General features: G+C 69.6%; 13 protein-coding genes. 9 read left to right on the top strand and 4 right to left on the bottom strand.

The genetic code is table 11. The features are described 5' to 3' along the window. Positions 1-18: 18 nt before the first annotated feature. Positions 19-1,509, bottom strand: coding sequence for a phytoene desaturase family protein (locus B116_RS0100840; protein WP_027658920.1), 1,491 nt, complete (start codon positions 1,507-1,509; stop codon positions 19-21). Positions 1,510-2,160: 651 nt separating this feature from the next. On the opposite strand from B116_RS0100840, the gene B116_RS0100835 reads away from it, so the two are divergent. From B116_RS0100835 to B116_RS0100805, 6 genes are all read left to right on the top strand, one after another. Then, on the top strand, positions 2,161-3,648 hold the full coding sequence (locus B116_RS0100835; RefSeq protein ID WP_155255705.1) for an MFS transporter: 1,488 nt from the start codon (positions 2,161-2,163) through the stop codon (positions 3,646-3,648). A 58-nt stretch (positions 3,649-3,706) separates the two neighbouring features. Next, positions 3,707-5,443 carry an RCC1 domain-containing protein gene (locus B116_RS0100830; RefSeq protein ID WP_027658918.1) on the top strand — a complete coding sequence of 579 codons (1,737 nt, stop codon included), beginning with the start codon at positions 3,707-3,709 and terminating at the stop codon, positions 5,441-5,443. A 43-nt stretch (positions 5,444-5,486) separates the two neighbouring features. Next, positions 5,487-6,332, top strand: coding sequence for an SDR family oxidoreductase (locus B116_RS0100825; protein ID WP_027658917.1), 846 nt, complete (start codon positions 5,487-5,489; stop codon positions 6,330-6,332). Between the two features lie 204 nt (positions 6,333-6,536). After that, positions 6,537-8,240, top strand: a complete 1,704-nt coding sequence (locus B116_RS0100815; RefSeq protein WP_027658916.1) for an RCC1 domain-containing protein — start codon at positions 6,537-6,539, stop codon at positions 8,238-8,240. A 151-nt stretch (positions 8,241-8,391) separates the two neighbouring features. After that, positions 8,392-11,505, top strand: a complete 3,114-nt coding sequence (locus B116_RS0100810; RefSeq protein WP_027658915.1) for an FAD-binding and (Fe-S)-binding domain-containing protein — start codon at positions 8,392-8,394, stop codon at positions 11,503-11,505. A 34-nt stretch (positions 11,506-11,539) separates the two neighbouring features. After that, a complete protein-coding gene (locus B116_RS0100805) occupies positions 11,540-12,004 on the top strand; it encodes a hypothetical protein (protein WP_397540522.1) in 465 nt (154 codons plus the stop codon). A gap of 12 nt (positions 12,005-12,016) precedes the next feature. Here the strand turns inward: B116_RS0100805 and B116_RS0100800 are convergent, their stop codons facing one another. After that, positions 12,017-13,804: a glycoside hydrolase family 15 protein gene (locus tag B116_RS0100800; protein WP_027658913.1), complete on the bottom strand. Its 1,788-nt coding sequence runs from the start codon at positions 13,802-13,804 to the stop codon at positions 12,017-12,019. A 153-nt stretch (positions 13,805-13,957) separates the two neighbouring features. Between B116_RS0100800 and B116_RS0100795 the strand changes: the two genes are divergently transcribed. Next, complete coding sequence (locus B116_RS0100795) at positions 13,958-14,971, top strand: SDR family oxidoreductase (RefSeq protein WP_018723614.1); 1,014 nt, start codon at positions 13,958-13,960, stop codon at positions 14,969-14,971. A gap of 30 nt (positions 14,972-15,001) precedes the next feature. On the opposite strand, the gene B116_RS0100790 is transcribed toward B116_RS0100795, so the two are convergent. Continuing rightward, complete coding sequence (locus B116_RS0100790) at positions 15,002-16,234, bottom strand: glycoside hydrolase 5 family protein (RefSeq protein WP_027658912.1); 1,233 nt, start codon at positions 16,232-16,234, stop codon at positions 15,002-15,004. 99 nt (positions 16,235-16,333) lie between these two features. Beyond that, entirely contained in the window at positions 16,334-17,353 is a 1,020-nt protein-coding gene (locus B116_RS0100785; RefSeq protein ID WP_027658911.1) for a LacI family DNA-binding transcriptional regulator, read from the bottom strand. Between the two features lie 182 nt (positions 17,354-17,535). Between B116_RS0100785 and B116_RS0100780 the strand changes: the two genes are divergently transcribed. Continuing rightward, the gene (locus tag B116_RS0100780; protein WP_027658910.1) at positions 17,536-18,816 is read left to right on the top strand and encodes an ABC transporter substrate-binding protein; all 1,281 of its coding nucleotides are present in this window, start codon (positions 17,536-17,538) and stop codon (positions 18,814-18,816) included. 164 nt (positions 18,817-18,980) lie between these two features. After that, a complete protein-coding gene (locus tag B116_RS0100775) occupies positions 18,981-19,853 on the top strand; it encodes a carbohydrate ABC transporter permease (protein ID WP_018723610.1) in 873 nt (290 codons plus the stop codon). Position 19,854 lies beyond the last annotated feature (1 nt).

Below are 19,854 nucleotides of genomic sequence, written 5' to 3'. Positions count from 1 at the left end.
GGTCTGTCGAAGGGAGGTCTAGAGCTGTAAAAGCCGCTGGGAGAAGCGTGCCGCGGTCACGATCGTTGGGTTGTACCCGCCCGCGGTGGTCCACGCGCTGAGGAGGAACAGGCCGGGCACATTGGGCTTGAGATCGGCGTCGCGGAAGAGCCAGCTGTCGGTGATGTCCTGGTCGAAGCCGTAGATAGCGCCGCCCGGGTGGCCGAGGTAGCGCCGGAGGGTGTGCGGGGTGGCCACCTCGGCCTCCTCGATGACGTCCCGCAGCCCAGGGCTTATCACCTCGACCAAGTCGAGCTGGGATTGGGCGTACGCGTACTTGGCTCGGGCGTAGTCCTCCGGTGCGAGCGTGTCCCACACCCTGCCGTACTGGACGGAGAAGATCGCCACGTGGGATGCCCGGGGCGGCGCGAACCCGATCGGGTCGACGTCGTAACAGCTCGCGACCACGTAAGGCGTCGGATCCAGGGAGTGCATGCTGTCCCGGACGGTGTTCTCCGCGAGTTCGCTGGTGATCATGTTGGTTCCCGCGGTGAAGCCCAGCTCGCGTGCCGTGGCGTCCAGGCCGAGGTAGGTGATCGTGCCGGAGATTCCCAGCTTTCTGCTGCGGAGATCGCGCAGGACGGAATCGGGGACGACGGTGGGGTCGAGCATTCGGGTGTAGGTGGTGACGGCGGAGGCGTTCGATACCACCATCCGAGCGTCGTACTCGTCGCCGTTGTCCAGGCGGACCCCGACCACGGTGCCCTGGCGGGTGCGGATCTCCGCGACGTTCGAGTCGAAGCGGACGTCGCCGCCCGCTTCCAGGAAGGAGTCCAGCATCGCCGAGGACATGGCCTGGCTGCCACCGCGCAGGTGGTAGGGCTTGTATTCGAGGTAGAGCGTCAGGATTCTCGCCAGGTCCATGAACGGCAGGGTGGAGGGAGGCTGTCCGTTATAGCTCCAGTAGGACGCCAGAACATGCTTGATCCGGTCGTCGTCGAAGTACTCGTCGAGCACCTCTTTCGCCGGGCGCAGGCCGTTGCGGCGCACCCGGGGCAGCCCGCGCAGCCACGCGGCCTGTTCCTGGGGCTGATGCAGGCTCGCCCGAGCTACCAGCTGCCAGCTTCCGACCTCCTGGCACAACTCGAGGAAGGACTCGACCCGGGCGCGGTTGCCCGGGAAGCTGTCCTCGATCGCGTCGGCGACACCCTGCCAATCGGCGGGCAGGGTGATGTCGAGGACCCCGGGGACCACGGTGCGGTAGAGGTCACGCTCCTCCAGGAACTTCAACCTGCGGGTGACGTCCAGCTGGTCGAGAACCTGCCGGAGCGGGCCGTTCCCCATGCCACCCAACTGGTGCAGCGACACCTCGAACTCGAACCGCCCCCGCACGAACGAGGTCGCCGCACCACCGGGAATGTTGTGGCGTTCAAGCAGGAGCGTACGCCTGCCACCGCGTTGTAGCGTGGCCGCGCTGCTGAGCCCGGCGTTGCCCGCACCGATGACGATGGCGTCGTAGTCGTCGCTCATCGGCGCGCCCGTCCTGGTCCTCCCGTGTGCTTGACCCTGCGGCGTACGAGGACCCGGTGGCGACCCGGAGCCGGCGCGGGCGCAGGCGGCAGGGCGTCCCCGCCAGGAAGGCCGTCAGCGAGGAAATCCTCCCGTGCGTAGTTGGCGATCATCATGTTTGTGGTCTCCACTTTTCCTGGTCCCGGAGCCGCACTCCGAGGGACGTGGCGCGGACGATGTCCGGAGGATGTCGACCGCTGTAGCCGCACCTCGGTCACGGGACTCCCGCCGTTGTGGCGATATCCCACTCGGGAACCGGGCATTGTCGGTTCCGCTCCGAACTGAGTAGATTCCAGCATGTACATCCCATCGAACCAAGGGCGAGGCATGTGCCTCAACGGTGCCTCGCACGCGCTGAACCCCGCTCGCGATCGGGGCTGAAGTGGCGATTGTCCTGGCGGGCTTTTTCGCCGCAACGGCGCTGGCCCGATACTGGACGGTGACCACCCCGGGTGCACCAGCCACCGAGCCCGGTCCCGCTCTGCAGGAGCCGCGCGCGGCAGGGTAGTGGGCGCGGTATGAGGCGGCGGGAAGCGGCGTAGCGGGGCGGCGGCGCAGCGCGGTGGCGGAGTGGCGGGACAGCGGGGTGGCGCCGGCAAAATAGACGGTGTGATGGCTGATCCGCGAACGCCGGCCCGGTCCGGCTATCGCAGCCTCGGCGCCGAATCCGGTTTCCGGGTCCGGTTGGCGGGTGCCGCCGTCAGCAAGCTTCAAGCCGGCATGTTCTCCTTCGCGCTGCTCTACGCTGTCTCCGCCGGTCGTTCCTATGGCGTCGCCGCGCTGGTGGTCGCGGTCGCCGCGTTCGGTGGTATCGCGGCCCCCTTCCGGGGGCGACTGCTCGACCGGTTCGGCGACAAGCGTGTCCTCTGGCCCATCCTGGCCGTGCATGTGGGCTCCGTGGCGGCATTGTCGGTCAATGAGGGGTTGCACGGGCCGGTGCTGGCCACCTTCGGGCCGGCGCTCGTGGCGAACGTGTCGATGCCTCCGGTCGGGGTGTTGTCACGGGTCATGTGGCGCAGGATGTCGCAGCCGGAGAATCTGCGCAGCGCGCTGGCGCTCGACGCGGTGCTCACGGACCTCGCTTTCGTCCTCGGACCTGCCCTCGTTGGTCTGCTGACCGAAACCGTGTCACCGATGGCCGGGTTGGTGGTCTCCAGTGGCTCGAGCGCGCTGGCGACCGTCCTGCTCCTTCGGGCGCAGTCCGGCTGGGAAGCAGCCCGAGGAGTCAGCCGTGATCAGGCCGGCCGGGAAGCAGCCCGGGGCGCCGGCCGGGAGCCGGTTGCGGGCGCCGGCCGGGAGCCGGTTGCGGGGGGCGCCAGCCAGGGGTCGGAGCGGGGCGCCGGCGGCGCGCGACACTGGTTCGGGCCGCTTGTGCTGGCGCCCCTGCGCTGGCTGCTGCTCGTCGCCTGTCTCTTCTCCGCGGCGTTACACGCGGTGCAGATCGCACTTCCCGCAGCGGCTGGTCGGTCGGCTGGCGCCGCTCTGGTCAGCGTCCTGTCGGTAGGCAGCATCGTCGGTGGCCTGGTCGTTGGGGCGCTACGCGGGCGATGGGTGCCTCGCCTGCCCGTCCTGCTCCTGGGGCTTACTCTCGCGTGTGTGGCCCTGGCAGCGGTCGGTCGACTGCCGCTGGTGCTGTTGGTGGCCGGGTGTCTCCTGGTCGGTCTCTTCATCGGGCCCACCTTTGTCGCCCTATACAGCGGTGCGGGTGACCTGGCGCCCTCGGGTACCGAGGCGGAGACACAGTCCTGGACGGGGGCTGCCATTCAGCTCGGCGCAGCTGTTGGCGCTGCGGCCGGCGCCGCCGCTATCGAGGGCTGGGCGCCGCTGGCCGCGGTCGGGGTGGCTGCCGTGCTGGCACTGTCCGGAGCTGGGGCGGGTCTTCGGGTGGCCCGATCCCCGCGGCACTGCAGCCGATCGGACAGCTCAAGCCGGAGTTCCCCTACCGCAGAGTCGGCAGAGGCCCGACACCCCTGCTCGACTGAGGCCCGCCATCTTCCCTCGGCTGAGGCCGGCCGTCTTTCCACGGTGACCAACAACCTGGACCTGCCACCGGGCGTTGATTCTGGCGGTAGAGGTGTTTCTGCCCGTATTGAGGGATAGGCAGCCAGTAGTAGCTGCTGTCCTTCTTGCGGTACTTCACTGCTCGGAGGCGTACGCGATGCAGGGGTTCGGTCAGCGGCTGGGTCGGGATGCCGGGAGGCGCCGGGCGGGACGCGCTGTCATCGGGTGGTTCTCCGTCGCGCTGGCGGTGACGGTAACGCAGACGATCGGCATGTCGCCCGCGTTGGCGCAGCACCAGCCCATATCGACCACCGCGTCCGAATTCCTGCTGGCCTGGGGGAGGAACGACCACGGGCAGCTTGGTAACGGGAGCACTACCGGAAGCAACGCGCCGATCGCGGTGAGCCTGCCGTTGGGCGTCACGGTCACCGCGGTCGCCGCCGGCCGCGATCACAGTCTGGCGTTGACTTCGGCCGGCACGGTTCTCGCCTGGGGCACCAACCACTTTGGTCAGCTCGGGGACGGAACCCTGACTGACCGGAGGGCGCCCGTCGAGGTGAGCCTGCCGTCGGGCACCACGGTTACCGCCATCGCCGCCGGCGACGTCCACAGCATGGCGTTGACCTCGGCCGGCACCGTCCTCACCTGGGGCGGCAACATCTTCGGTCAGCTCGGGGACGGGAGCACGACCAGGCGTACCACGCCGGTCGAGGCGAGCCTGCCATCCGGTGCCACAGTCACCGCTGTCACCGCCGCCGCAAGTCACAGCCTGGCGGTGACCTCCGCTGGTGCCGCGTTCGGCTGGGGCCAGAACAGCCTTGGTCAGCTTGGCGACGGGAGCAACGCCAATCGGAACACGCCGACCAGTGTCGCCCTGCCCCCCGGCGTTGAGGTCACTGCGATCGCGGCCGGCCGCGGCCACGGCCTGGCGGTTACCTCCACCGGCACCGCCCTCGCCTGGGGGTACAACGCTTCCGGTCAACTCGGGGACGGGACCACCACCAACCGGAACACGCCGGCCGGCGTCGCGCTGCCCCTCGGCGTTGACGTTGCCGCCGTGGTGGCCGGCCGCATCCACAGTGCCGCCCTGACCTCGGCCGGCACTGTATTCGCCTGGGGGGACAACAGTCTCGGGCAGCTCGGAAACGGGAGTAACAGCGGCAGCAGCGAACCCGTCGACGTCAGCCTGCCCACGGGCACCACGTTCACCACCATCGCCTCCCGCGACAGCGACCACACTCTGGTGATAGCCACCGACGGCACCGCCCTCACCTGGGGGAGCAATGTCCATGGCCAGCTCGGGGATGGAACCATCACCGACTCCAGCACACCGGTGGCCGTTGCCCTACCCACCAGTATTACCCTGACCGCCACCGCCGTCGGCAGTAACCACAGCCTGGCCCTGCCGGCTCAGCAAGGAAGCTCCGCCACGACCTTGCAGGTCTCGCCGCCGGACCCGACCGCGGATCAGGACGTCATCCTCACCGCCACCGTCACCTGCGACCTCGCAGATCCGACTGGCAGCGTCACCTTCCGTACCAACAACACTGACCTCGCCACCGTTCCGCTGGACACCACCAACACCGCCACCCACACCACCCGGCTCCCCGCCGGCGCCAACACCCTCACCGCCGACTACACCAGCACCACCACCGTCTGCCCGAGCAGTCAGTCCGAGTCCACCACCATCACTGTCGCCGACCCCACCGACCCCACCGACCCGACCGATCCCACGGACCCGACTGATCCGACTGATCCGACGGACCCGACCGACCCTGATCTGCCCATCACCGGGGTCAGCCTGCCCAGGCTGCTCGGCGCCGCCACCCTGCTCATCCTCATCGGCGTCAGCTTCATCTACCTCACCCGCCGGCGTCGGTCGACCCACCACTGAGTTGACCAGGTAGCGATAGCGGTAGCGAGCAACATTGCGGCCCATGGATCTTCTGGTGGTGGGCGGTAGTGGGCTGCTGGGCCGGGAAATCGTCCGCCAGGCGCAGCGGACCGGCCGTCAGGTGGCGGCGACCTTCCACCGTCAGGTGGCGGCGGCAGCGGGGGTGAACTGGCGAAGGCTCGACATCCGACGCCGCGACGAGGTCGCCGCCCTGGTGCACCAGCTCCGACCCGCTGCGATCATCAATGCGGCCTACCGACAGGACGACTGGGTCACCACCGCCGACGGCGGCATGCACGTGGCTGCCGCCGCGGCTGCCAACGGGGCCCACCTGGTGCAGGTCTCCAGTGACGCGGTCTTCTCCGGTACGGCGGAATGCTACGACGAGACGGGTAGCCCCGACCCGATCAGCCCGTACGGTGCGGCCAAGGCTGCGGTCGAGACGGCGACCAAGGGCCTGGATCCGAGTGCCGTCATCGCTCGTACCTCGTTGATTGTCGGAACTGGTGGTAGCTCCCGCCAGGAGAGGATGGTGCACGCCCTCGCCGCCGACCCCACCAGTGGTGTCCTCTTCACCGACGACCTGCGCTGCCCGATCGACGTCACGGACCTGGCCTCGGCGCTCCTGGAGCTGGCCAGTTCCGACTATTCCGGGATCCACCACGTCGCTGGCGCCGATGCGGTCAGCCGCTACGAACTCGGCCGGCTCATCGCCCGCCGTGACGGTCTCGACGACGCGGTCCTGCCCGCCGGTCGGCGGGCCGACACCACCGTTCCTGGTCCGATCCGGGTCCGCCTCGACTGTGCCGAGACCCAGGCAAAACTGACCACGCAGCTCCGCGGTGCCCGTGTGTTCCTTGACCTACCTCCACGCAACCGGTGGCGGTGAACATCAGCCGGTCGCGCCACTGCCCGCGGAGGTAGCGGTCCCGCTGCCGGCGTCCACCCGGCAGCACCGCTGGGCCGGGATTTCGGTCGGTGGATCGGCCAGGACCATGGCGGTGGGCGTTTCTACGCACCCCTCCAGCAATAGGTAGTTAATAATGACTTCTGTCCTATTAGTGGAGGATTGTCCCGCTTGGAGGTGGGTGCGATGCAGGGATTCTGCCAGCGGCGTGGCCGACGCGGAGGAGTGCGGCCGGTGCGACGTGCTGCCGCCGGTTGGTTCTCCCTCGCGCTGGCGGTGGCGTTCTCGCCGGTGATCGGCGGATCGTCCGCGTCGGCGCAACACCAATCCGCGTCGGCACAACACCAGCCTGCATCGACTGCCGTCATCTCGGACGCGATCTTCGCCTGGGGCGGGAACGCCGGTGGGCAGCTGGGCGACGGGACCACGACCAACAGCAGTGAGCCGCTGGCCGTGCGTCTGCCCGCGAACACCACGGTCGCCGCCGTCGCTGCCGGTGAACATCACAGCCTGGCGTTGACCTCCGCAGGCTCCCTCCTCGCCTGGGGCAGCAACAACGAAGGGCAGCTCGGCAACGGGACCACCGTCAGCAGCGGCGAGCCCGTCCCGGTGAGCCTGCCCGCGGGTATCCGGGTCGTCGCCGTCGCCGTCGGCGCCAACCACAGTGTGGCGCTGACCTCCACCGGCTCCCTCCTCGCCTGGGGCGCCAACAGCTCCGGCCAGCTCGGCAACGGCACGGTCACCAGCAGCAGCACGCCCGTCGCGGTACGCCTGCCATCGGGGACCACGGCCGCCGCCATCGCCGCAGGCCGCGACCACAATCTGGTCCTGACCGCGACCGGGCCGGCGCCCCTCCTCGCCTGGGGGGCGAACAGCAAAGGCCAGCTGGGCGACGGAACCGTCTCCGGCCGTAGCGTCCCGGTCGCCGTTGGGCTGCCACCCGGCCCCACGGTCACCGCCATCGCAGGCGGAGGCGACCACAGCCTGGCGCTGACCGCCGACGACACCGCCCTGGCGTGGGGCAGCAATTCTCGCGGTCAACTCGGCAACGGCACCACCACGGACAGCCTCGTACCCATCACCGTCGCCTTGCCCGCCGGCGCCGAGGCCACCGCCGTCGCCGCCGGCCGTACGCACAGCGCGGTGTTGACCTCCGAGGGAACCGCCCTCGCCTGGGGCGGCAACCAGTTGGGGCAGCTGGGGAATGGCTCCACCTCCGACAGCAGCGAACCGGTCTCGGTCACTCTTCCGGTCGGCACCCAGCTCACCTCCATCGCCAGTCGCGACAGCGACCACAACGTGGCGATAGCCAATGACGGCACGGCCCTGGCCTGGGGCGTCAACTCGCAGGGACATCTGGGGGATGGGACCAACACCGACAGCGCCACCCCCGTGGCGGTCAGTCTGCCCACCGGCACCACGCTGGGCATGATCGCCGTCGGCAACGACCACAATCTGGCCCTGCCCACGCTCCAGGCGGCCTCGGCCACGGTCTTGCAGGTTTCGCCGCCGGACCCGACCGCGGATCAGGACGTCACGCTCACCGCCACCGTCACCTGCAACGCCGGAACCCCCACGGGGAGCGTCACCTTCCGCAACAACAACACCGACCTCGCCACCGTGCCCCTGGACAGCAACAACACCGCCACCCACACGACTCGGCTCCCGGTCGGCGCCAACACCCTCACCGCCGACTACGCCAGCACCACCAGCCTCTGCCCCAACAGCCCGTCCGAGGCCACCACCATCACCATTGAACAACCCCCCGAACTGCCCACCACCGGAACCAACCTGCCCACCGCGCTCGGCGCGGCTGCCCTGCTCATCCTCAGCGGCGCCGTCCTCATCCACCTCACCCGTCAGCGCCGGCCGACACGCCACCCGTACTGATGCCCGAGGCCCCTTCCGCCGCGCCGGGGGAGGTGGGTTTACCGGTGCCCCGCCCGGGTACCCGGCCCGAGAATTGCGTCAAGTCGGCAATAACCGGGCGGTGAGCGTGGTGAGGGGAGTAGGGAAGCCAACGGCGGCGGGAGCGGCGGCCGTGAGTGAGGTCCTGCTGCCCCACCCCGTCGTACGCGCGCCCGGGCCGGCGCCGGAGGTCGACCTGGCGGCGCTCGTCGCCGACCTTCGGGCCGAGGTGGACGGGGAGGTCCGGTTCGATGGCGGTTCCCGGGCCGCCTACTCCACCGACTCCTCCAACTACCGGCAGGTGCCGCTCGGGGTGGTGCTGCCCCGGACGATCGAGGCCGGGGTGGCGGCGGTCGCGGTGTGCCGTCGGCACCAGGCGCCGCTGGTCTCCCGGGGCGGTGGTACCAGCCTGGCCGGGCAGTGCACCAACACCGCTGTTGTGCTGGACTGGTCGAAGTACTGCCACCTTCTGTTGGAGGTGGATCCACAGGCGCGGACCTGTCTGGTGGAGCCCGGCATCGTCCTGGACTCACTCAACGCCCAGCTCGCGCCGACCGGGTTGGAGTACGGTCCTCGTCCGGCGACCCACAGTCGCTGCACCCTGGGCGGGATGCTCGGCAACAACTCCTGCGGAGCCACCGCCCAGCGGACCGGCAAGGTGGTCGACAACATCGTCGAGTTGGAGGTACTGCTCTACGACGGCACCCGGATCTGGGTCGGCGAGACCACCGACGAGCAGTACGCCGAGATCCAGCTCCGCGGTGGTCGGCCGGCCGAGATCTACCGGCAGCTGCGGGCGCTGCGCGAGGAGTACCTGGCCGACATCCGTACCCGCTATCCGCACATTCCGCGCCGGGTCTCCGGGTACAACCTCGACAGCCTGCTGCCGGAGAAGGGCTTCCACCTCGCGCAGGCCCTGGTCGGTTCCGAGGGCACGCTGGTCACCATTCTCCGGGCGCGGTTGCGGTTGGTACCTGTGGTCAAGGCGTCCGCCCTGGTCTTTGTCAACTATCCGGACATCGCCGCGGCGGGCGACGACGTTATGCGGGTGCTGGCGCACCAACCGGTCACGCTGGAGGGCATCGACCACCGGCTGGTCGCCGACGAGCGGCGCAAACGCCAGCAGTCCGCGGGGCTCCGGGAGATCCCCGAGGGCGGCGCCTGGTTGATGATCCAGATGGGCGGGGAGACGCCAGGTCAGGCGCGTGCCGCCGCCAGCCGGTTGATCGCGGCCGTCCGCGACGGTGGTGCGGGGACCGTGCACGAATTCACCGACCCGACCCACGAACAGCAGATGTGGCAGGTCCGGGAGTCATCACTGGGGGCGACGGCACAGGTACGCGGCGCCGAGCGCACCTGGCCGGGCTGGGAGGATTCGGCGGTCGCCCCGGAGAGGCTCGGCGAATACCTGCGGGACCTGCGCCGCCTCCTCGATGAGTACGGCCTTGGCCAAGCCTCGCTGTACGGCCACTTCGGGCAGGGGTGTGTGCACACCCGCATTCCGTTCGAGCTGAACACCGCCGACGGGGTACACCGGTTTCGCTCCTTTCTGGAGCGGGCGGCTGACCTGGTCGTCTCCTACGGTGGATCCCTCTCCGGCGAGCACGGGGACGGTCAGGCCCGGGGCGAGCTACTGCCGAGGATGTACGGTGGCCGGCTCCTGCGCGCGTTCGGCCAGGTCAAGGCGATTTTTGACCCGGAAGACCGGATGAATCCGGGCAAGACGGTTGCGCCCTATCCGCTCGACAGTCACCTGCGGTTGGGCGTCGACTATGACCACGGCCCGGTGCGGACCACCTTCGCCTACCCCGACGACCAGGGTAGCTTCGCCAACGCTGTGCTTCGCTGCGTCGGGGTGGGTAAGTGCCGCCGGCACGACGGTGAAGTGATGTGTCCTTCCTACATGGTCACTCGGGAAGAGGAACACTCCACGCGGGGCCGCTCCCGGCTGCTCTTTGAAATGCTAGACGGCGGCGCCCGGGGTGGCAGCATCGACGACGGGTGGCGCTCCACCGCCGTCCGGGACGCCCTCGACCTCTGCCTGGCCTGCAAGGGCTGCAAGGCCGACTGTCCGGTGAACGTGGACATGGCGACCTACAAGGCGGAGTTCCTGTCCCACCACTACGCCGGCCGGCCCCGTCCTCGCGCGCACTACTCGATGGGGTGGCTGCCAATGCTGGCGGCGGTGGCCGGAGTCGCACCCCGGGTGGTGAACGCCCTCGCCCAGGCCCCCGCTCTGAGCCGGCTTGCCAAGGTGGTGGGCGGCATCGACCAGCGGCGCGACGTGCCAACCTTCGCCGCCCAGAGCTTCCAGCGGTGGTTCGCCAACCGGACCCCGGCCGGGGACGGCCACCGCGGCGAGGTTCTGCTCTGGCCGGACACCTTCACCAACCGGTTTCAACCCGGGGTGGCTCAGGCCGCCGTCGAGGTGCTGGAGTCCGCCGGCTGGCGGGTCCGGGTGCCGGAGGAACCGGTCTGCTGCGGGCTGACCTGGGTTTCCACCGGTCAACTCGGCGTCGCCAAGCGGGTGCTGCGGCGTACCGTTGCGGTCCTTCGGCCGCACCTGCGGGCGGGTACCCGGGTGGTTGGTCTGGAGCCGAGCTGTACGGCCGTGTTCCGCAGCGATGCCCACGAACTCTTCCCCGACGACGAGGACGTCACCCGCCTCCGCCAGCAGACGGTCACCCTGGCCGAGCTGCTTCATGAGCACAGCCCCGGCTGGCAGCCGCCGCGGCTGCCGGCGCACGCGCTGATCCAGACCCACTGCCACCAGCACGCCATCCTGGGTACCGCCGCTGACCAGGCGGTGCTCACCGGGGCCGGGGTGCGAGCCGACTTTCTCGATTCGGGCTGCTGCGGTCTGGCCGGAAATTTCGGCTTCGAGCAGGGGCACTACGAGGTCTCCACGGCGTGTGCCGAGCGGGTGCTCCTGCCCGCTGTTCGGGACGCTGCAAACACCGATGTGCTGCTCGCTGACGGGTTCAGTTGTCGCACCCAGGTCGAGCAGAGCGCAGCCGGTGGTCGCTCGGCGATTCACCTGGCGGAGCTGCTGCGCGCCGGATTGCGCGGCGAGTCGGTGGTGCCCTGGCCGGAACAGCGGTGGGGGCGCCGGCCGCGGCCGTCTTCCCAGCGGGCCCGGCTGGCCGCGGTCGGGCTCGTCGGCCTGGCCGCGCTCGCGCCGGTGCTCGCCCTGGTCGCGGCGAAGGCGCGGTGGTGGGGGAGGCCACGGCCGCGGCGGCGGTGGTGAGGGCGGGTCCGGCACCAAACTGAGGGGCGAAACGATGGCAGCGAAAAGGGCATCGATCCCGACCGTGGGCACGGGGAGGCTGACCTCGACCGTGGGCATGGGCGTGGGGAAGTTGAACCCAACCGTGGGCGTGGGGGAGCTCACCCCGACGGCGGCGGTGGGGGAGCTGACTCGGCTGGTCTGGGGCGGGCTGCTCCTGGTCGCACCCGACCGGGTGCTGCGGGCGATGGGCGGCCACCCGAGCTCGACCCCGACAGCGATCCTGCGGGTGCTCGGCATCCGGCATCTGGTGCAGGCGGCGGTACTGCTCCGCTGGCCGACGCCGGAGGCGTTCCGGCTCGGCGCGGTCGCCGATGGGGTGCACGCGTTAACCGCGGTGGCGCTCACCGCTGACCGGCGTCGGCGTCGCGTCGCGGTGACCGACGCCGCCATCGCCATCGGCTGGACCGTCCACGACGGTCTCGCCGCGAGGCGGGCGGGCGCCCGCAGCCGCCGGTGAAGCAGGCAGGGCCTAGTCGGCGCAGGGAGCGGCGTGGCCGAGGCGTACGGCCGTTTCGAGCATCAGCGCGTGCACGAAGGCCTGCGGTAGGTTGCCCCGCAGCTGCCGTTGCGCCACGTCGAACTCCTCGGTGAAGAGTCCCGGTGGGCCGCACCCCGCTCGGTTGCGTTCGAACCACCGGTTCGCGGCGACGGCGTCGCCGGCCTGCCACTCGGCGAGCGCCGCGGCGAAACCACAGAGCAGGAAGGCCCCCTCGGCGTCGCCCAGCGGACGGCGGTCGGGTCGAAACCGGTACAGGTAGCCGTCCTGCTGGAGCTCGGTCAGGACGGCCCGACGGGTCGCCTCGGTCCGGGGGTCCCCCTCGGGGAGAGCACCTCGGATTCCCGGCAGCAGTAACGCCGAGTCAACCCGGGGATCGTCATATGCGCGTTGCCAGCGTCCGGAGGGGTGCAGGCCGTGCGTGGTGGTCTCGGCGAGGATCGTGTCGGCGAGGGAGGCCCAACGGCCGGCCAGCCCGCCCGGCGCGACCCGGGCCGCCGCGCGCAGCCCGGCCACACAGGTCAGCTTCGAGTGGGTCCACTGCCGGGCCGGAAGCTCCCAGATGCCCGAGTCGGGTGACCGCCAGCACTTCTCGATGGCCTCGGCGGCGACGGTCAGCGCCTGCCAGGAGGTGGCCTCCAGGCGTCCCTGGTCGGCGGCGGTCGCCAGGACCATCAGCACGTCGCCGTAGGCGTCCAGCTGGAACTGCCCTCGAACCCAGTTACCGGTCCGGGCCTTGGCTCCCGGATAGCCGGGCAGAAACGTGAGCTCCTCTTCCGGCGGTACGGGGGTGCCATCGACGGTGTAGGCGGGAGCGAGCCGATCGCCGTCGGCGAGGACCCGATCGGTGAGGAACCGTACCGCGTCGTCGAGGAGGTCGTGCCGGCCGATCAGGGCGGCGGCCTGCCCGGCGAATGACTGGTCGCGGATCCAGGCGTACCGGTAGTCGTAGTTGCGGCCGGCGAGCGCCCGCTCCGGCAGCCCCGTGGTCACCGCGGCGACCATCCCACCGCCGGGCCGGGTCAGCCCGCGTAGCACCGTGTAGGCGAAGATCGCGTCCCGTCCCGCGGTGCCGTGGGTCAGCGGCTGCAGCACGTTGCGCCAGGATTTCTCCGTGATCCGCCACAGCTCGGCGGGGTCGGGCGGCGCCTCCTCGAGTGGCTGGGTGGAGATCTCCAACACCAGATCAATCCGGCCACCGGCCGGCACCCGCAGTTCGCCGCCGAGCGTCCCCTCGGTGTCGGATTCGAGGGGCTGGTCGCAGCGGTGTCGTAGGTACAGGTCGCCGGTGCGGGCGTGCCACAGCCCACCATCCTGCCGTACCTGGCGGATCCGCTCTCGACCGAAATCCGCCCGGGGGTCGAGCCGCACCCGGACCGCCGCGTCCTGGTCCAGGGCGTGGATCTGGCGAAGCAGGACCACCCGTCGGTGGTCGCCGGGGAAGGCCAGGGCCTCCCGGGTGACGATGATTCCGTCGGTGGTCACCCACCTGTTGATCCAGATCAGCGATTCGGGCTCGTACTGGCCACCCCAGACGAAGCGTGGGTTCGTCGGGGTCACCAGGTAGCTGCCCCGGCCGCCGAGCAGGCTGCTGAACAGCGGCGGGTCGGCCCACCCGGGGGCGCAGAGCCAGACGATGTTCCCGTCCGGGCCGACCAGCGCCGCCCGCTGGCCGTCGGCGAGTAAGGCGTACTCCCGGAGCACGGTCGGGGAATGCTGGTGCGGCGCCTCGGATCGACTGGTCCGTTCGTTGCGGGCCACGGCAGCACCTCCCCGTCCCCGGTACCCGATCGGCGGCGGCTCACACCCGCGGCAGCCCACTTGCCAGCCGACTATCCCGGCCCGGGCCGGGTAGACAGCGTGCCGACCCGAGTAGAACCGGAGCAGGTAAACCCGTTACGGGAGGTGGCGCGGATGGGGCACGGGCTACGGGAGATTCAGGTGGCGGTGGTCACGGGTGCCAGCGGCGGGGTCGGGCGGGCCACCGTACGGCAGCTGGCGCGGCCGGGGGTCACGATCGCCCTGTTGGCCCGCGGTCGTGCCGGTCTCGACGCCGCGGCCGACGATGTCCGCGCCGCTGGCGGCCACGCCGTGCCGATCGAGGTCGACATGGCCGACTACCACCAGGTCGCCGCCGCCGGCCAGCGGGTCGAGGACGAACTGGGGCCGATCGACGTGTGGATCAATGTGGCGTTCAGCTCGGTCTTCGCGCCCTTCCAGCAGATTCGGCCCGAAGAGTTCCGCCGGACCACCGAGGTCGCCTACCTCGGCTACGTCTACGGCACGCGGGTGGCCCTGGATCACATGGTCCCGCGGGACCGGGGTGCCATCGTGCAGGTCGGATCGGCGCTGGCGTACCGGGGGATTCCCCTGCAGGCCGCCTACTGTGGGGCCAAGCACGCCATCGTCGGGTTCACCGAATCACTTCGTTGTGAGTTGCTGCACGACAAGAGCAACGTCAAGGTCACCATGGTGCACCTGCCGGCGATGAACACCCCACAGTTTTCGTGGCTGCTGTCCCGGCTGCCGCGGCACGCCCAGCCGGTGCCGCCCATCTACGAGCCGGAGGTCGCTGCCCGCTCCATCGTCGCCGCCGCGGCCCGGCCGGAGCGGCGAGCCTACTGGGTGGGTACGCCCACCGTCCTGACCATCCTGGGTAACCGGCTGGTGCCGGGGCTGCTGGATCGCTACCTGGGCCGGACGGGCTTCGACTCGCAGCAGACCGACCAGCCCATCGGACCGGACCAGCCGGTGAACCTGTGGCAGCCGGCCGATGGGCCCGGCGGTCACGACTTCGGCGCGCACGGCGCGTTCACCGATCGGTCGCTGCGGCACAGCCCGCAGGCGTGGCTGTCCCGGCACCGGATGGTGTCGGTGGCGGGGGCGGCGGGGTTGCTCTTCGGCCTGCTCGCCTGGCGTCGTACCTGAGCGGCCGGTCGNGGCCGGTCGAAATCCCGGTTAGCGGACCGGGCCGAGGCCGCGGGCGGTGAGGTAGCCCTCGTCGGTCGCCCGGTCCGGGGTGACGATCGCGGTGGGTTCGGTCTGCCGGGCCTGCACCCATTCCCGGTGGAACGCGCTCCCCGGCGCGACCTCCGCCCGCCGCGCGGGCTCCTGGAGCGGGTTGATCGGCGCCACCAGGGCTGGTCGGGCCGGGGCTGCGGCGTGGGCCGCGGTGTCGCGGGCGAACTCGGCCAGGGCGAGCGCGGCGGGCTTCGGTCGGTGGTCAACGGTGAACAGGCCCAGATCGTATTCCCGGTCCGGGAAGTCGGCGAGGCGACGATCGATGTCGTGCGAGGACCACCAGGTGACGCCCCACAGCGCCGGGTTGCTGGCCACCGTGGCCAGGGTGCGGGCGACGAATTCGCCGGCCTGCTCCGCTGGTACGTCCGGCCGGGGCACCCCGACCTCCTGCAGCCACACCGGACGGGTCGGGTCGGTGGCGCTCGAGGCGGCGAGTTCCACGAGGTAGTCGGCGTGTGAGGTGGTGGCCGGACCAAGCGGCCCATCGATGCGCGAGGTGCCGTTGAACACCCAGGAGTGCACCGTGGTCAGGTCGCCCAGCTCGACCGCCTCGGCGGGGTGGAAGGGGTGGTCGGGGGCGTACCACGCGTCGTCGAAGACGGAGTGCAGGCGGAGCGTGTCGGGCGCTGCGGCGCGGACCACATCCAGTAGCTCCGCCGCCCACTGGTGGGAGGCGTCGGGGGTGGTGGGGTTGGTGGGCCAGAGGTTGTTGACCTCATTGCCGAGGGTGATGGCGAAGACGTTGGGGCGCGTCGCGACCTCGGTGCTGAGCCGTCGGACGTACTCGTTGATGCCGTCGCGGGCCGTCCGGTCGGTGAAGATGCTGCTCTGGTGCCAGGTGAGCACCCAGGAGGGCAGGAAGTCGAAGCTGGACAGGTGCCCCTGGAGCAGGTCGACCGAGACCCCGAGGTCGAACTCCGCCGCTACGTCGATCAACGAGAGCAGGTCGTCGATTGGCCGCTGACGTAGGAGCGCGCGGTTGGGCTGGATCCATGGCCAGATCGGGAAGACGCGTACGTGGTCCAGGCCGATGCTCGCCAGGTCTTCGAGGTCGCGGCGGGCCGCGTCAGCCGAGAAGTCGAGCCAGCTGTAGAACCAGCCGTCGGACGGTACGTAGTTGGCGCCGAGGCGGAACCTTCGGGTGCTCTGCGTACGGGCATTGGTGATCAAAGGGTCCTCCAGGTGGATAGCCAGGCATAGATGGGAAGCTAAACCGATTTATTCGACACTGCGAGTATTGCTCGATGCGCGAGCACCGACTCGGGAGTACTAGTTGCGGGTCGGTGAGGTGCTCTCCCGCGTGATCAGCCGTGGCGTCTCGGTCTTGTGGTTCTTCGTCTTCGTGGGGTCGGCCAGAACTGCCGTCATGGCCTGGGCCGCCTGCACGCCGAACCGGTAGGTGTCGCGGGACAGCGCGGTGAGTGAGGGGTGGGTGAGCTGGGCCAACACCGAGTCGTCGAAGGAGATGATCGATAGCTCGTGCGGGACGGCGACGCCCATCTCCAGCGCGACGCCCAGCCCGGCGACGGCCATCAGATCACTGTCGTAGATGATCGCCGTTGGGCGACCGGCCCCGGCGAGCAGCTTGCGAGTGGCTGCCGCGCCCTGGGCATCGCTAAAATCGGTGTGCAGTGACCGGGCGCGGGGGAGCTTCAACCGGGTAGCGGCATCCCGCAGTGCTCGGGACCGGCGCTGGGTGTGCTGAAACTCGGGTAGCCCCGACACGTGGGCGATCCGGGTGTGGCCGAGTACAGCGAGGTACTCCACCGCCGAGAGCATCGCCGCGCGGTCGTCGGCCCAGACCGAGGAGACACGCCCGTGCCGGCCCGGCCCGCCGACCACGACGGCCGGGATCTTGAGCTGCTCCACCACGGCGATGCGGGGGTCACGAACCTTCAGGTCGATCAGCACCAGGCCGTCCACCCGGCGTTCGGAGACCCAACTCCGGTAGATCTCGATCTCCGCTCGGGTGTCCTCGACGATCATCAGATGCAGCGCGATCGACTGACTGGAGAACTCCGCCTGCAGGCCGGAGAGGAGGCGAGCGAAGAAGGGCTCCACCCCGAGAGTGCGCGCGGGGCGGGCGATCACCAGCCCGACGGCGTCGGCTCGGGCTCCGCCGAGGGCCCGCGCCGCACTGTGTGGGCGCCAGTTGATCTCCTCGGCCACGCGGAGGATGCGGGCCCGGGTGGCCTCGCTGACGCCGGGCCGGCCGTTGAGCGCGAACGAGACGGCACCCTTGGAGACCCCGGCCCGCCGGGCGATGTCGGCGATTGTCGGTCGCTGCATCTGGCGACGCTCTCCCTCCACGCGGCTACCAAGAAGCGACGCCGCTCTTGACACGTGATTCTAACCGGGGGGATAGTCCGTTCACTAGACCGGTTTATCATTGCCGGCGGATCGCCTGTGAGCACCGGACACGCCCGATCCGACGGGGTGGCCGGCTGACTAAAAGATAGGGGCGGAGAGAGATGCGAACACGCTTGGCCGGGCTTGCCCTGTCGTCGGCCGTGCTGACGGCCGTCGCGGGATGCGGGCTGTCTGACGCGGACACCAGCGACGACCAGGTCGACATCACTGGTGAGATCAAAGGCACGGTGACCCTGCAGACCTGGGCCCTGAAGCCCAAGTTCACCGACTACATGCAGGGTGTTATCGACGGCTTCGAGGAGAAGTACCCGGGTACGACCGTTAAGTGGCTGGATCAGCCCGGTGACGGTTACCCGGAGAAGGTGCTCAGCCAGGCGGCCAGCAATGAGCTGCCCGACGTGACGAACCTCCCACCGGAATTCGCCCTGCCCCTCGCCGAGCAGGGGCTGCTGCTCGACGTTGACCAGGCCGACGACAAGCTCCGCGAGGAGTACGTCGCGGGTGCCGTCGCCTCCTACGAGTACGCCGGTCAGACCGGGGTCTACGGCTACCCGTGGTACCTCAACACCGACGTGAACTACTGGAACACGGAGCTGCTGTCCCAGTACGGGTTGGACGAAACCAAGCTCCCGACCACGATTGAGGAACTGGTCGCCCAGGCCCGGATCGTCAAGGAGGAGTCCGACGGCAAGGTCCACCTGCTGAGCCGGATGCCCAGCGTCGAGGACCTGACCCAGGCCGGAGTCGACATCCTCTCCCCGGACGGCAAGGAGTTCGTCTTCAACACCCCCGAGGCCGTGGCGGTCCTCGACACCTACCGGGACGCCTTCGCCGAAGGGCTCCTGCCCCGCAACGTGCTGACCGACGCCTACCTCGGCAACATGGAGCTGTTCAAGAAGCAGCAGGTCGCCTGGACCACCGGTGGCGGTAACTCGATCAACACCATCAAGGTCGACAACCCGTCGCTGGCCGAGAAGATCATCGCGTCACCGGCGATCGGCACCCCGCCGCTGTACACCCAGGGGCTGTCGGTGGCCAAGGGCAGCGACAACCTGTCCACGGCCGTCGCCCTCGCCCGTTGGGTGACCAGCGCGGAGAACCAGGCGGCCTTCGCTGAGGTCGTGCCCGGCATCTTCCCGAGTACAGTTGCCTCCGCTCAGGATCCGCAGTTCAGCGAGAGCGACGGCACCAACGCCGGAGACGCGAAGAAGATCGCCTTCACCTCGCTGGCCGAGGCGGAGGCGTTGAAGCCAGTCATCGTCGACCAGGCGATGACCGACTTCATCAATCAGCAGTTCTCCCTCGCGATCAGCGGAGAGATCACCTCCCAGGAGGCGCTGGACAAGGCAGTCGAGAAGTGCAACGAACTGCTCAACAACTGATCGGCCGAGCCGGGCCGGTCCCACGTTGACCAGCGGTGCTCGGCCGGACCGGAACCCCGGCCGGCCGAGCACCGGCGCCGCCCGCGCCACCACTGCCATCACCTGTCGTTGCGCGACTTACCGCATCGCCACGCCACCCCACCGGAAAAGCAGAGCGGGACGTAATGAAAACTCAGCGTTGGTTCACCCCCTGGCTGTTGCTCGGGCCTGCCCTCGTCTGGCTGCTGGTGTTCAACCTCTGGCCAGCGATCAACACCGTGGTCCTCGCGTTCACCAACGCCAAGCCACTCGGCGGTGGAAGCTTCACTGGAGTGGCCAACTTCGAGCGCATGCTCAACGACGATCAACTCGTCTATGCGCTGGTGAACAGCATCGTCTACATGCTGGTCTGCCTACCCCTGTTGCTGTTCCTGCCGCTGCTGCTCGCGGTGCTGCTGGAGAAGAAGCTGCCGGGCATCACGTTCTTTCGCACGGCCTTCTACACCCCAGTGATCGCCTCCGCGGTGGTCGTGGCGCTGATCTGGACCTGGTTGCTGGAGGACCGCGGCCTGGTCAACGGGCTGGCCCAACAGCTCGGCTTCCTCACCGAACCGCTGCCCTTCCTCAGCGGGCGCTGGCTGCTGCTGTTCAGCGCGATCAGCCTCACCGTGTGGAAGGGGCTGGGTTACTACATGATCATCTACTTGTCGGCGTTGGGGAACGTTTCGCGCCAGCTGCACGAGGCGGCCGCGGTTGACGGCGCTGGTCCGATCCGCCGATTCTGGTCGGTCACCGTGCCCGGGGTGCGCACCACGATGTTGCTGGTCAGCGTCCTGGTCACCGTCTCCGCACTGCGGGTCTTCACCGAGTTGTTCGTGCTCACCAACGGCACCGGCGGGCCCGGCGGCCGGACCATGTCCCTGGTCATGCTCATCCAGATGTACAGCCGGGGCTTCACCGGGCACCTCGGCTACGCCTCGGCGCTCAGCCTGTTGTTGTTCGTGATCACTGTCGGCCCCATGCTTCTCCTCCTGCGCCTGAACCGGAAGGCGGCCTAGC

The organism is Salinispora fenicalii (assembly GCF_000514815.1).
GTDB lineage: Bacteria > Actinomycetota > Actinomycetes > Mycobacteriales > Micromonosporaceae > Micromonospora > Micromonospora fenicalii.
Note: the sequence above shows the minus strand (reverse complement) of the source record. Positions and strands in the feature narration are given on the sequence as shown.